Source organism: Cohnella soli (assembly GCF_042655525.1).
Lineage (GTDB): Bacteria > Bacillota > Bacilli > Paenibacillales > Paenibacillaceae > Cohnella > Cohnella soli.
In genome coordinates this window covers 714790-728529 of the sequence record NZ_JBHSMI010000067.1, presented here as the reverse complement: position 1 = coordinate 728529, position 13740 = coordinate 714790, and the positions used below count along the sequence as shown (strand labels likewise).

Here is a 13740-nt window from a genome sequence, read left to right as displayed (position 1 = left end):
TATATGACAAAGAACAAGAAAGACGACAGGGTGAAAGAGCAGCAAGTGACGTATGACATCTACGCGACAATCGATGACGGCCACCGTTATGAGGTAGACGAGGGGAAGCTCGAATTGTTATCGGCGCCGTCCCCGAAGCACCAAGTTGTCGGTGGATACATGCTTCAACTGCTTATGAACAGCTGCCAATCGGATTACATCGTATTTGCTTCCCCGATAGATGTTATATTGTCCGCGACTGAAGTTCGCCAACCGGACTTGGTCATGGTACACCGGGGCAATATGGGAATCGTAACGCGCAGAGGCATTGAAGGCATCCCTGATCTGGTAGGGGAAATTTTGTCGCCCCATTCCGTCAAACGGGACAAGCAAAGGAAGCTGCATGTGTATGCGAAATATGAAATTCCCGAGTACTGGATTATCGATCCGGGCAACGAAGCGCTGGAGCAATATATGCTCGCCAACGGCAAGTATGAGTTGATCAACTTGTACGAGAGAGATGACATCGTTCGTTCGGAGAGACTGCCGTGTATCTCGTTCACGATGGCGCAAATTCTGGAGACAGCTGCAGAATTGCCGGGTTGATCGCCGATTTTTTTTCCTATTTCCTGACAAGCTGTTCATACAGTTCAACAATAGAGGATGCGGGTTCGAGTCCGAGCCAGAACATGCTCATCTTTTCTTCGAGCGCATGCACGATATTGTCGTCGAACAATTCGTTGATAAAGAAATTATTGTTTATGTCGCTGCCAGCGATATTGAGAAGTCGTAAATAGCTATCGGAATTCACCATTTGGTTAATGGATTCTTTGACTGACAGAAACAGCGTATTGTCGGCCATGGCCCGTTGCGTGTCGTCTTCCAGCGCCGTTCGGATGAAGTCTGCGGCTAATTGCACATTGTCGCTTGAAGACGGAACCATGAAGGCATTCGCCAACAATAGCGTATTCCGATCGGCGCCAAACGGAAGCGGAATAACCTGTGGCGAGAAGCTCATACTGTCGTTTTGCCAGTTCGCCATTTCGAATGTCGTGGTCAGTACCATCGCCGACTTCCCATGAATAAACGGCGTTCGCGGCCATACCATCTCAGGGAAAGTAGTCGCAATCCTCTTGCGGAAGAACAAATCCTGGATCACCGACAGAGAAAGCGACAACACTTCTTTCTGCCGCGTTGCCTCCGTCTGTTTAAAACCGTTCATCAACGCAAATACGAGCCAGCGGTTAATGACCGGATGGATTGAAAATCCGAATTGAGTAATAATACCGTCCTGTACGACGGTTAACTTTTGAGCGGCTTCGACAAAATCATTGAAAGTCCACTCCGATTCGGGAATAGGTAAGCCGTTCCGGGCGAACAATTCAGGATTGCAAACGAGGAATACCGGCGAGAAGGTAAAGGGCGCCGCCTTTAATTCGTTGCTATCGCTGAAATGGTTCATCACTTTAGAATAGATATCGGCCGTTATGTCAGCTAGGTACGGGGCCAAGTCGACGAAATCGGCGATGTTGTCCATTCCGGAAAACTTCATATCGGGTACAAGCACGAGGTCCGCTGTCAGCCCCATTTCGCTGCTGGAACGAAAGGATTCCCAGAACTGACCCGGCGGGAGACCAAGCACCTTTACTTCGACATTCGGGTATTTCCGGTTAAAGGCTTCAATCAAAATCGGCAGCCCCCGATCGATGAAGAAAGCGGGGGAAGGCGCCAGAATGCGCAGAACCCGTTGCTCCGATTTTTCGACGACCAAATCCTCGGGAACCATCGTACCGAGACCGACACGTTTGACGATAAGACCATCCTTATCAAGTAAAGCGAGCGCGGCACGCACGGATTTGCGGCTAAGCCCGTAATAAGCGCTCAATTCATTCTCGGGCAGCAAGTATTCCCCCGGTTTAATTAGCCCCGTCTGAATTTGCTCCTTTAGGGTTTTATATAGCTTGGTGTACAGAAATTCATTGTCTCTCCGCATAGGATCCCTCTTATTCATTGGTAGAGTGCTGCCCCCTCAAATAAAAAGGGTTTGACATCCGCAATATTGCTCTTTAACATAAAGGGTACAGGTACGGTACATATTCCCTACTTGATCTACATGAATTTTACCACATCCTGTGTGAAAGTTGAAGAGCAAATATAGGTAAAGAGGAGGGCGAAACAACTATAGTTAGCAAGGGATGGAAAGCATTAGCAGGGTGGTCATGAATACAAGCGAGGCAAACGACAATCGAGAGGGGTTATTGAATATGCGTAAAAGGTCAATTTTCGTAGCAACTGCTATGGCACTGGTCATGCTTCTTTCGGCTTGCGGCAAAGATTCGGATAAGGGGGCGGCTAACTCTCCGAAAGCTTCTTCGGCCAATCCATCTGAAAGCGCTACCAATTCTTCGGGTAACCAAAAAGAGATCCCCATTAAGCTCTGGATTTACCCGATGATGAATGGCATCAACGGGGATGGCAATGGCAATCCCGATGACTGGGCCAAAGAATACGCGCGTCAGTTCAAACAACAACACCCGAATGCGAACATTTCCGTTGAACTGCTGGATTGGGCCGGGGGAACGGAAAAAATCGATGTATCCGTAGCCGCAGGATCGCCGCCCGATCTGGTTTACACGATCAATAACTTTGGCGGAGTTACGAAATACGGCAAGATGGGGGTGTTAGAACCGATTGATCCGTTCTTGACACAGAGCGACTGGGACGATTATTCGGACGCAGTCAAAGGAGCGATAAAATACGGGGACAACACGTATATGTGGCCTTGGCTGAAGATGGTGTCCGGCGTAGCCGTCAATCTGGATTTGTTCAAGGAACGCAATGCGACGAATCTGCTGCCGATGGATCGTCCGCTTCGCGATTGGACGTTCGATGAGTTCCTTAAGGCGGCACAAGCGACGACATTCAGTCGCAGCAATGGGAGCAAGCCGGACGTATACGGAACGGCGGTTTGGGGAAAAGACGCACCTTTCTATATGTACTTGAACGGTTTGGCGAATGGGGGCAACATCGTTAACGAATCGTTCGATGCGGTGACGATAACGGATAAGAAGTTTACTGACGGCGTTCAATTCACGATCGATCTCGCGAATAAGTACAAGGTAGCGCCTCCGGGAGGAGCGGGCATTAGCGCCATGAACGCCAAGGAAATGTTCCTGAATCAACAGATCGCGATGATGCCGGATGCGCCATTCCTGCTTGAGGAAGCGAAGAAGGCACCGAAACCTTTCGAAATCGGTTTTGTGGCGCCGCCTCACGGCGAGGGCCAACCGACTGCAGCCTGGAACAACGTAGGCGGGTTCATCGTGTTCAAACAGGAAGACGAAGAAAAGAAAAAGCTGGTCATGGAATTCGGCCGGTTCATCACGAATAGCGAGAATTCGAAGATCGTGAAGCAGATCGGCACGTTTCCAGCGCGTAATTCTTCGGGGAATCTTTACGAGGGAGATCCGGTCATGACGTATTTCGACGAGCTGTCCAAATACGGGAATTCGTTATTTTCCCGCTCGTTCGGTCTTGTTGACGTCGGCGATTGGGAGAAAGAATTGCAAGCGATGCTGACCGGTGGCAAGACGGTTGACGTTTCCATAGCCGATTTGGACAAGACGCTGCAGGAAAAATTGAGATAACGCAACGTAGAAGTAAGCTCGGTTCAAAAAGACGACGGCAATTGGCCAAGAGCTTTGCCATCCAACTTGTTGGCTGGATTGCCGTCACGGATGGCCGGGCAAGCAACAATCGAGAGTAAGCCATCGAGGTGAGAAGGATGTACCGTTTTCGAAACGCATTGCCGGGATATTTGTTTTTGCTTCCGTCTTGCGCGCTGTTCGCGGCATTCATGTTTATGCCTATATTCAAAGGTTTTCAACTGAGCTTTCAGAAGTGGACGATTTCCGGTTATGAATGGGTCGGACTGAGTAATTACGAGAAGGTTCTCAGCGATTCGGTCTTTTGGAAATCCACCTCCATTACTGCGCAATTTACGGTCATTACGGTTGTGGCGGGACTTTTGCTATCGTTATTGGCCGCGTTCATGATCGATCCTTTTAAGGAAAAGGTTCAATCGATATTTAAGGCCGCGTTTTATTTGCCTAGCGTGGCGCCGATCGTTATCGTTTCGATATTGTGGCTATGGCTGTATCATCCGTCGTTCGGTTTGCTTAATTATTTGCTGGATTCGGCGGGAATCGCCCCTGTGATGTGGTTAGGCGATCCGAAGGTTGCGCTTATTTCGATTATGCTGATGACGATTGCCGTCTCGCAAGGCTCGAACATTTTGATTCTGGTCACGTCGCTCGGCGGCATTCCGAAAGATTATCAGGAAGCGGCCCGTATTGACGGGGCGACCTTCTGGCAAGAAACGGTCCGCATCAAGCTGCCGATGCTAAAGCCGACGCTCACCTATTTAATCGTAGTTAACACGGTCGGATCGTTCCAGGTATTTGCACCTGTCTACATGCTGACATCGGGCGGGCCGAACCGGGCAACGACGACGTTAGGATTTCTGATTTACGAGAATGCGTTCAAGAAGTTCGATTTCGGCGTTGCTTCCGCGCAGGCAGTCGTGCTGCTCCTCATCGTCATGGTTATCGCCATATTCCAGTTCCGCACGATGGCCGGAGATTTAGAGTATTGATGAGGACATCGATCAGGATACGGAGAATGGGAGGGGAGTTCCATCCGCAGCATTAAAGGATTTCAAATCGTAAGCTTCATTCTGCTCGCCGTTACGGCAATCGCGCTGCTGTTTCCTTTCTATTGGATGGTGCTGCAGTCGTTCAAGCAATCTACATCAGCCATTCAGACGCCCCCGGATTTGTCCTGGGCACACTTTACGCTTGCTAATTTCGAGAAACTGACGGCGGATAAGCTCATTTGGGTATGGACGTCCAATAGTTTGATCGTTGCGATAGGCGGTATGCTGGGCAACGTTATTCTTTGCTCTATGGCGGGTTATGCGTTTGCCAAGAAAGAGTTTCCCGGCAAGCAAGTGCTCTTCTGGGCGATCGTCAGCATTATGATGACGTCTACGCAGGTCATTATGGTGCCGCTGTTCATGCAGATGCGCGATATGGGGCTGCTTAACTCGTATTGGGCGCTTTTGTTGCCGATTCTCGTTTCGCCGTTTGCCGTGTTTTTGACCAAGCAATTTATGCAGACGATACCGGGAGAACTGATTTCCGCGGCGAAAATCGACGGTTGTTCGGAGTGGCGCATTTTCTGGAGTGTCATTTTGCCAGTGTCCATGCCCGTGCTGGCAATTGTCGCGATTTTCGGCTTCATTACGCAGTGGAACGACTTCCTTTGGCCGCTGCTGGCGACGGAATCGAGGAATATGCGGACATTGCAGGTAGGCCTTGCTTCCATGCAATTGCAGAATGTCGACTATGGCCTCGTGCTGGCTGGAGCAACGTGGACGATGGCGCCTGTCGTTATCTTGTTCGTGGCGTTTCAGCGGTTCTTCGTCAAGGGGATTACGATCGGTGCCGTAAAAGGATAGGGGAGCTCCCAGGAGGTGAAGAGCATTGAAGATCAAGGTGCCGACGGGTTATTACAGGCATTATGACGCGGATTTCACGCTTGATGTCCCGGGGGAAGGTTACGGGGGATGGAGCCAGGCCGATCTTGAGCTTGACTTGTCCCGTACGGCGGTGGTCGTTATGCATGCATGGGATTTCGGGACACGAGAACAATTTCCGGGCTGGCATCGGGCGGTCGAATTTATTCCGAGGGCCAATGCCATTTGCGACAAGGAGTTGCCAGAGCTGCTCGGTGTTTGCCGCGACGCGGGGATGGCCGTATTTCATGTCGTAGAACCGATCGGCGACTACTACAAGAAGTATCCCGGCTATATGAGGGCGGTACAGCTGGCGGGGGAGGCGGACCCGGAACCGGAAAGGATTCCGGTTGACGAATCGCTTGCGAGCCTGCAAGCCTTTCATCAAGCGCAAGCGTTCCCGGGTACGCATAATGCGGTGGACATTCAAGCTGGATTCGCCCGACTTGATATTCCCGAGACGATGAAGCCGTTGGGAGACGAAGGGGTTGCCGCTACATCGGGACAATTGTTCGCGTTATGCCGGGAGCAAGGCATCAACCATTTGATTTATACCGGTTTCGCAGTGAACGCCTGCATCTTGATGAACCCGGGAGGCATGATCGACATGCGGCGGCACGGGCTCCTTTGTTCGGTTATTCCTGAAGCGGTAACCGCTGTCGAGAACAAGGAGACCGCGCGGCGGGAAGAAGCGAAGGAGCTGTCGCTTTGGAGCGTATCCTTGTTTTTCGGGTTCGTTTATCGGCAGGGGGATATCGTTTCAGCGTTGTCGCAAAACCGTTAGATCGAATGACGATACGAATAATTCTATGAAACGAGGCGATTGATTGATGAACAGGTCAGTCAGATACGTTAGCTTTGTGTTATCCGTTTTCGTGATTTCAATCTGGTTGGCTCCATTTTCTCCGTCGGCGTATGCGCTTAATTATGATGTGACTGCGAAATCCTCGTTTGATGCGGTTGATGCTTCCTTTAATGGCGGGAATGGCAGCATATCGCCGAACGATGAAGGGACAAGCAGCTTAGCTTGGGTAGAAGGCCCCACTCTTGCCTCTTATATATCGATGTATAAGCAGCACGGGGATACCGCGTATTTGAACAAGTTTATTGCTCAAGCGGATCAAGTTCTGAATTTAAGAGATTCGGTGCGCGGGAAAAGCGATTACCGCGGGCTGTCTCAGCCTACATGGCCGGCCGCTACGCGGTTTACCTCGGGCACAACTACGCTGCTGGACGCCAACGGAGTGCCTACCCTGGAAGTGAGAAGCTCTCTTCTCTTCGATGCTTCGGAGAATGAATTGAAAGTTTCGCCCGGAACGAATCCGGGTACGTTTAAGCTGGAGGCGTATACCCGGGTCGACTCGATCGCCGCGGGGGGTCTTCATTCCGTGGCCGCGAATTCAACCGGAAGGGTATGGAACGCGGGCAATAACTATTACGGTCAATTGGCGTTCGGTACTTCAAACCAAAGCATTCCATATCCTGCGGACGGCGTTATCGATTACTATAATGTGCTCGATGTCGCCAAGACTGTTTCAGCCGGAGAATTCCATAGCTTGGCTCTGAAAACGAATGGGACCGTATTGAGCTGGGGATACAACGCCTACGGGCAATTGGGAGACGGGACGACGACTAACCGCTCGAGCGCTGTCAAAGTCGTTGGCCTGTCGAACGTGAAGCAAATTGCCTCCGGTTACTACCACAACCTGGCTCTCAAGTCGGATGGAACCGTGTGGAGCTGGGGCTATAACAATAGCGGACAGCTTGGGGATCATTCGCTCGTCAATCGATCGGTCCCCGTGCAAGTGGACGCATTAACCGGTGTTATTGCGATTGCTGCCGGCGGGTACCACAGTCTGGCCTTGAAATCCGACGGCACGGTATGGGCTTGGGGGTCCAATCCATTCGGGCAATTAGGCGATGGAACTACTATAGATCGTTTGACGCCTGTGCAAGTCAGCGCCTTATCTAACGTTACCGGCGTATCCGGCGGTTTGGGCCACAGCCTGGCAGTGAAGAACGATGGTACGGTTTGGAGCTGGGGCTTAAATGGGAACGGACAATTAGGCGACGGAACGACAGGCTCCGCGAGCACTCCCGTACAAGTCAGCTCGCTCGGGGGAGTGACTCAAGTTGCCGCCGGCGGGTACCATAGCGTGGCTCTGAAAGCCGACAAGACAGTGTGGTCTTGGGGGGCGAACGATGTAGGTCAGCTTGGCGACGGCACGACGACGCAGCGATTGACCCGAGTCCAAGTTAGCGGATTGACCGCGAATGCCATAGCGGCAGGGAAACAGCATAACATGGCGATTATGAACGATTACAGGGCTGTTTCATGGGGGAAGAACGATTACGGACAGCTAGGCAACAATAGCCTGATTAATATCGGTACTCCCGTCGTCTTTACCAATATGGAACGTTCGGACGTGTTCGATAACCTTACGATGGACCCGGCGAGTCCGAATTATGTCGTGACCAAAGTAAGGGCGGGAGCCCATTGCTCGTTCGACGGCTTGACGAACGGAATCTCCGTCAAGGACCTGGGCTCGACTTCTTCGCTCCCAAGTCGAAATCCGGTGAGCGGTTTGGCGAGCTTTGTGCCGCTTCGCATGAGCTTCCCGGTGCATACCGGCTTGTTGACGTACCCGATGGCCACGTTTGCGCGAGTCGTTTACAGTACGCCGGCATTAAACGGAAACCCGACCTATAAAGCAGCGGCAGATCGGTACTTCCAGGCTGCTTGGGATGCGGCATCCTCACACGATTACCAATGGGTGGAAAATACCAATAACGAAGGCTGGTATATTTATCCGAAGGGCGCTCCCATGTTCGTCGACGGCTCGGAAAACCAATTCAATCATTATCTCAGCCTCGGCAAAACGTTTGTGGAATTGTCGCAGATTCCCGGCCCGCGCCAAGCCGAAGCTTTAAATAAAGCGACAAGAATGGCGAACCGGTACAAGAATGACTTAACTTGGGATGACGTGAGAGACGCTTACGTATGGAAGTACTATCCGACGCAAAGCGCGACATATAACGGCTGGGACGAAAGAGCAGGCACGACTATCAATCATGAATACAGCGCTTGCTGGACGGCGGACAAGGATGTCAACAAAATTCCTTATGCCGCAATAGAAGTGGATTTTGCCGTGTTGGCTTACGATAATGGCATTGTATTCGATGAGAAAGACATGCAGCGGTTTGCCAATACGTTTACGCGAAACGTGCTGACTTACGACGGAAGCGGCATGCCGAAGCTGAACTTCGCGGTTGACGGCTCGGGCGGAATTGCTCCCGCGATTCAGGAGGTTTTCGCTACGCAATGGATGAAAACCGCACCATGGGACGACAGAATATTTCATATGTCCCGAAAGCTGTTTGCTACGCAGCCATCCGTGCCTTCACTTGCGCCTTTAGCTCACTTTAACGAGTTTGCCCGTATTGCCGCAACGAAAGGGAAAATATGGACATGGGGCAATAACGTTTCCGGACAACTGGGCGACGGTACGACGAGTGCGCATTCGACGCCAGCCGCTTTGACTTTGCAGGGGGCGACTCAAATTTCCTCTGGGGAATACCACGGGGTCGAATTAAATGCGGACGGCACAGTATCCGCCTGGGGAAATAACGTTTACGGGCAGGTCGGCGACGGTACGACGACGGACCGTTCCGCACCCGTTGCCGTGAGCGGCTTGACGAACGTCATCTCGGTGAAAGCCGGGCATTACCACAGTCTGGCGCTCAAATCGGATGGTACGGTATGGAGCTGGGGCTATAACAACAGCGGACAACTTGGAGACGGCACGACGACGAACCGTAGCAGTCCCGTTCAGATTACCTCTTTAAGCAATATCGTCGCGATCGCGGCGGGAGGGTTCCATAGCTTTGCATTGAAATCGGATGGGACGATTTGGGCTTGGGGTTCAAACACGGCCGGCCAGCTCGGCGACAATAGCACGACGAATAGAGTCACACCCGTGCAAGTAACGGGCATGTCCAATGTCGAGGCTATCGATGCGAGCGTGGGACATAGCATGGCTTTGAAAAAAGACGGAACGGTGTGGACATGGGGCTATAACAACAGCGGGCAACTGGGCGACGGTTCGACCCTCAATCGCAAAGTACCCGCACAAGTGGCGGGCCTGAATAAGGTCACGGCGATCGCCGCCGGCGGTTATTACAGCTTGGCTTTGAAGACGAACGGAACGGTGTTTGCGTGGGGAGCTAACGACAAAGGCCAACTCGGAGACGGAACGACTACCGATCGGACAGCGCCGACGCAAGTGATTAATCTGACCAATGTAAAAACGATTGGAGCAGGACTATACCATAGCTTAGCGGTCACTTACAATAGCGGTTCCGTATGGGCTTGGGGCGATAACAGCTACGGCCAACTGGGAGACGGCACGACAACGAATCGCAACGCGCCCGTGCAGGCGACGGGGATCAGTCAGATTATGCGGGTCGAAGGCGGCGCGTACTCTACGACCGCTTTCAAATTCACCAGATAGGAAGTCGTGACTTACGAAGTGCCGAGGGAGAGGGGCAAGCATGAAATTACTCGTATCCAGAGAAGGGAGAGTCGCCATTGAGGACATCGACGAGCCGATCATTCAGTCGAATTTCGTGCTCGTCGAAACCTTATATTCCGCGATTAGTCCCGGTACGGAATTGATTCTTCAAGCCAAGCCGGGAGCGATTCCTCTAGGATATAGCGCAATGGGAGTCGTTAGAGCGGTCGGGGACGGTGTTGACCATGTGAGAATCGGGGATCGAGTAGCATGTTATGGCGCTCCCTACGTTCGGCATGCTCAGAAGTTGGCAGTTCCTAAACATTTGTGCGTGCCGATCGGCGACTCGGTAGCTTCCCAAGAGGCATCTCTCGTTGGACTGGGGGCGATCGCCATCCATGCTTTAAGGCAAGCGGATTTGCAGTTCGGGGAAACGGTAGCCGTCATCGGACTAGGGGTATTGGGCCAATTGATCGGACAAATCGCGGAAGCGGCCGGTTATCGGGTAGGCGCGGTGGATGTATTGTCTACCCGGTGCGAAGCGATGCGGGCCGGAGGCGTCGAGTCTGTGTATGAGAGTTTCGCCGAACTGGAAAGGGCAATGGCTGTTGGAGAGCTTGGATTACATGGCTTCGATGCGGTGCTCCTATGCGCAGGAGGCTCTAATCCGGGCATCATCGACAAGGCGATCGGTTGGTTGCGAGATCGCGGGAAAGTCGTTGTGGTAGGCGACATCGCGACAACCTTTAATCGCAATGAGATGTTTGCCAAGGAAATACAGGTGCTCATTTCCAGAGCCGGCGGTGCGGGGAGGTATGATTTAAATTACGAAAGGGAAGGCGTCGATTATCCCATAGGGTATGTCCGCTGGACCGAAGGTCGCAATATGGCAGAGTTTATTCGTTTGTTGGCAAATGGCAAGTTAAATATGAGCCCTCTCATCCGTCATGAATTGCCGTTCGACCGTGCCGAAGAGTTATATGAGCTCTATCGCCATTCGCCGGGCGAGATGCTCGGAGCCGTATTGTCTTACGCATAAATAGGAGGGGCAGAAGATGGCTCGCATCGGAGTGTGGATAGACCAAGAAGCCGAGGCTTTCAGGCACCGGCACGGAGTAAACGTTTTTCAAAACTACATTCACGAGATGCTGGCGCATTCGGGCTTCACATATGCAAAGCTGTCTCGATCGGAGCAAATGAAACGCGATGCGTTCGATATCGTGATTGTAGCCTTGGCGAGCGAACGGAAAGAGGATGTGGCGTTACTGTGGGCGTTCATGCTTCAAGGCGGAACGATTATCTCCTTTGGCGGGCTTACGACTCTGGCAGGTCAATTAGGCTTCAGGCCGATGAGAGAAGTTGCGGTGGGTTATGCCGACCTTCATGAATCGTGGTTCGACGACGCGGCCATTCGTTGCTTTGAGCTTCGACCTTGGGAAAAAATTCGTTCTACGGAGTTCCCGAGCGAGCTGATTGGTTCGCTTCTTCACTCTAAACCGGATGGAGAGGCATGCGGTTCTGCCCTGCAAAGCTTTCAAATAGGCGCAGGCCGCTTGGATCGGTGGGCATTCGATCTGCCGGCGACGATCGTCAGACTGCAGCAAGGCAAAGCGCCTGTCGTTACGGACGGTTGGCCGGCTCCAGATCTTACGGGGGCTGTCGATGATTGGATTCTTAAAGCGGACGACGACATTCAGCAGGATTGGGAATACGATCGGTTATCGACCGAGACGGGGATGGGTTATTTTGCCTATCCTTACGCGGACATGTGGAAACAAGCATTCGCGGGACGCCTTGTACACGTCGCCTACGCACAAGGATCAGCGCTCCCGTTCGTTGATTATTGGCCGGACGGTATCGAACAGATTGCCACGATCTCGCATGACAGTGATCATAATATCGATGAATCCGCGCAGATCACGTTGCAAATCTTAAAAGACCATGGGGTACAATCGACTTGGTGCATGATTGAGCCGGGCTACTCGTCGAATGTGCACGACAGCATTCGCAGGGATGGACATGAGCTGGCTCTTCATTATAATGCACTGCAGCAGGATAACGGTCATTGGTCCGAGCAGGACTTCGTCAGCCAGCTCGAATGGTTCCAATCGGCAACGGGCTCTTCCCAAGCGGCATCCAATAAAAATCACTATACGCGATTCGAAGGATGGGGCGAGTTGTTCGATTGGTGCGAACGATATGGCATTGCCGTCGATCAGACTAGGGGGCCGAGCAAGAAAGGGAATATCGGCTTTATTTTCGGAACGTGCCATCCCTATTTTCCAATCTCGTGGTTCGATCAACGGAATCGAATGTATTCGGTTCTTGAAATCGGATTTCTGACGCAAGATCTTAATTATCCTACATTGGCTGACAGCAGTGTGATCGCCCCTTTTCTCGCTGGAGTAAAGAAAGTACGAGGGGTCGCGCATTTCTTATTCCATCCGGTTCATATTTTACAGCAGCCGAACGTGCGAGAAGCGATGATCAAAGTCATCGAAGAAGGGATGAAAGCGGGATTTACGTTCTGGACGAGTCGACAGATCAATGATTGGGTCAGAGCAAGACGCCAGATCGCAATCGAAGGAATCGCGGCGGACGGCAGCGTCCTGAGTACAAATCCGGGAATTGCCGCTAATGCTGTCGTCTGGATTCCAATTTTTCGTAACCAACTTGGCGATGCAGAAGAGACGCATTTTAAATACGGCATCCCGTGCAGGAAAGTAACGCTATCGGCTGAATCGAACGCGAACAAGTTGACGACGGAGGCCACTGCAAGGTAATAATGAAAGAAAAAAGAATTTGAGGCCCGACTTCCCATGAATGCAGTTGATGATCAGGTAGTTGAAAATCGTAAACCCTACGGACGGCAAATTGCGTTAGGCGTCATCGCCCTAGCGGCAATCCTTATCGTCTTGCTTGTGTACGCGACGCGCGGCGGTTCGGGTAAGCCTAAGGACGAAGAACTGAACATGCCGAGAGATTATGTCTACACGCGTTTCGTCGCTTCCAATGGCATGGAGATGCACGTCTTGCGGACAAGGCCGTCTAACGTAACGCTGCAAGAGATCGACAACAATGTGTCCATCTCTCCCTATTACGGCGTGAACGGCGGTTTCTTCTACCAGCAAGCGCTGCTGAGCATCGCCGTCGTGAATGATAAGCCGGTTAATGAAGTGGCGGGAACGTATGGCGATGGATCCACCAATGTCAAATATGCCCGCGGCACGCTTGTTTGGGACGGGGCGACGGATCGATTGACGGTACAAATCGCGGGCGCGACGAAAGAACTGGCGGTAACGGACCGGCTGCGCTATTGGGCGCAAGGCGGGATCAGCATGAGCCTGGACCGGGACGATCTATGGCTAGAGCGGATCGCTGCGGAGAATGCGCCGTATCCGTTCGAAGATCGGCTGCGCTCCGCGGCGGTTTATGATGCGGATGGCAATTTGTACTTGATCGTCGGCACGACGAAGGGGACGCTGGCCGACTTCCGCGAAGCGATCGTCGAGCAGATCGGAGAGGGGCGGCTTGAGAACGGCATTTTCCTAGACGGCGACGGCTCGTCGCAGCTTCGCAGCCGCGAAATTAAGCTGAGCGGCGACGGAAGGCCGGTCGTGCAGATGCTGGCGCTTATACGATAATGTAATGGACGATCGAACAAAAAGGGGAAAA

Annotated in this window: 10 protein-coding genes; 9 read left to right on the top strand and 1 reads right to left on the bottom strand. The window is 52.2% G+C overall.

All coding sequences use genetic code 11. The features are described 5' to 3' along the window. Positions 1-3: 3 nt before the first annotated feature. A complete protein-coding gene (locus ACFPOF_RS32545) occupies positions 4-585 on the top strand; it encodes a Uma2 family endonuclease (protein WP_378140189.1) in 582 nt (193 codons plus the stop codon). A 16-nt stretch (positions 586-601) separates the two neighbouring features. On the opposite strand, the gene ACFPOF_RS32540 is transcribed toward ACFPOF_RS32545, so the two are convergent. Further along, positions 602-1972 (bottom strand): extracellular solute-binding protein, encoded by a 1371-nt coding sequence (locus tag ACFPOF_RS32540; RefSeq protein ID WP_378140187.1) that lies wholly within the window; start codon positions 1970-1972, stop codon positions 602-604. Between the two features lie 271 nt (positions 1973-2243). Here ACFPOF_RS32540 and ACFPOF_RS32535 point away from each other — a divergent pair, with 271 nt between their 5' ends. From ACFPOF_RS32535 to ACFPOF_RS32500, 8 genes are all read left to right on the top strand, one after another. Then, entirely contained in the window at positions 2244-3626 is a 1383-nt protein-coding gene (locus ACFPOF_RS32535; protein ID WP_378140185.1) for an ABC transporter substrate-binding protein, read from the top strand. 137 nt (positions 3627-3763) lie between these two features. Beyond that, the gene (locus tag ACFPOF_RS32530; protein WP_378140183.1) at positions 3764-4633 is read left to right on the top strand and encodes a carbohydrate ABC transporter permease; all 870 of its coding nucleotides are present in this window, start codon (positions 3764-3766) and stop codon (positions 4631-4633) included. A 180-nt stretch (positions 4634-4813) separates the two neighbouring features. Further along, positions 4814-5497: a carbohydrate ABC transporter permease gene (locus ACFPOF_RS32525; protein WP_378140182.1), complete on the top strand. Its 684-nt coding sequence runs from the start codon at positions 4814-4816 to the stop codon at positions 5495-5497. A 25-nt stretch (positions 5498-5522) separates the two neighbouring features. Further along, positions 5523-6338 carry a hypothetical protein gene (locus tag ACFPOF_RS32520; protein WP_378140180.1) on the top strand — a complete coding sequence of 272 codons (816 nt, stop codon included), beginning with the start codon at positions 5523-5525 and terminating at the stop codon, positions 6336-6338. Between the two features lie 46 nt (positions 6339-6384). Further along, positions 6385-10065 carry an RCC1 domain-containing protein gene (locus ACFPOF_RS32515; protein WP_378140178.1) on the top strand — a complete coding sequence of 1227 codons (3681 nt, stop codon included), beginning with the start codon at positions 6385-6387 and terminating at the stop codon, positions 10063-10065. A 40-nt stretch (positions 10066-10105) separates the two neighbouring features. Then, on the top strand, positions 10106-11104 hold the full coding sequence (locus tag ACFPOF_RS32510; RefSeq protein WP_378140176.1) for a zinc-dependent alcohol dehydrogenase: 999 nt from the start codon (positions 10106-10108) through the stop codon (positions 11102-11104). 16 nt (positions 11105-11120) lie between these two features. Further along, positions 11121-12848 carry a polysaccharide deacetylase family protein gene (locus tag ACFPOF_RS32505; protein ID WP_378140174.1) on the top strand — a complete coding sequence of 576 codons (1728 nt, stop codon included), beginning with the start codon at positions 11121-11123 and terminating at the stop codon, positions 12846-12848. A gap of 36 nt (positions 12849-12884) precedes the next feature. Next, positions 12885-13709, top strand: coding sequence for a hypothetical protein (locus ACFPOF_RS32500; protein ID WP_378140172.1), 825 nt, complete (start codon positions 12885-12887; stop codon positions 13707-13709). Positions 13710-13740: the final 31 nt, after the last annotated feature.

Excerpts from the sequence above, each read along its gene's own strand:
- ACFPOF_RS32510 (WP_378140176.1), top strand. The coding sequence starts at position 10,106 with ATGAAATTACTCGTATCCAGAGAAGGGAGAGTCGCCATTGAGGACATC.
- ACFPOF_RS32500 (WP_378140172.1), top strand. The coding sequence starts at position 12,885 with ATGAATGCAGTTGATGATCAGGTAGTTGAAAATCGTAAACCCTACGGA.
- ACFPOF_RS32505 (WP_378140174.1), top strand. The coding sequence starts at position 11,121 with ATGGCTCGCATCGGAGTGTGGATAGACCAAGAAGCCGAGGCTTTCAGG.
- ACFPOF_RS32535 (WP_378140185.1), top strand. The coding sequence starts at position 2,244 with ATGCGTAAAAGGTCAATTTTCGTAGCAACTGCTATGGCACTGGTCATG.
- ACFPOF_RS32540 (WP_378140187.1), bottom strand. The coding sequence starts at position 1,972 with ATGCGGAGAGACAATGAATTTCTGTACACCAAGCTATATAAAACCCTA.
- ACFPOF_RS32545 (WP_378140189.1), top strand. The coding sequence starts at position 4 with ATGACAAAGAACAAGAAAGACGACAGGGTGAAAGAGCAGCAAGTGACG.
- ACFPOF_RS32515 (WP_378140178.1), top strand. The coding sequence starts at position 6,385 with ATGAACAGGTCAGTCAGATACGTTAGCTTTGTGTTATCCGTTTTCGTG.
- ACFPOF_RS32530 (WP_378140183.1), top strand. The coding sequence starts at position 3,764 with ATGTACCGTTTTCGAAACGCATTGCCGGGATATTTGTTTTTGCTTCCG.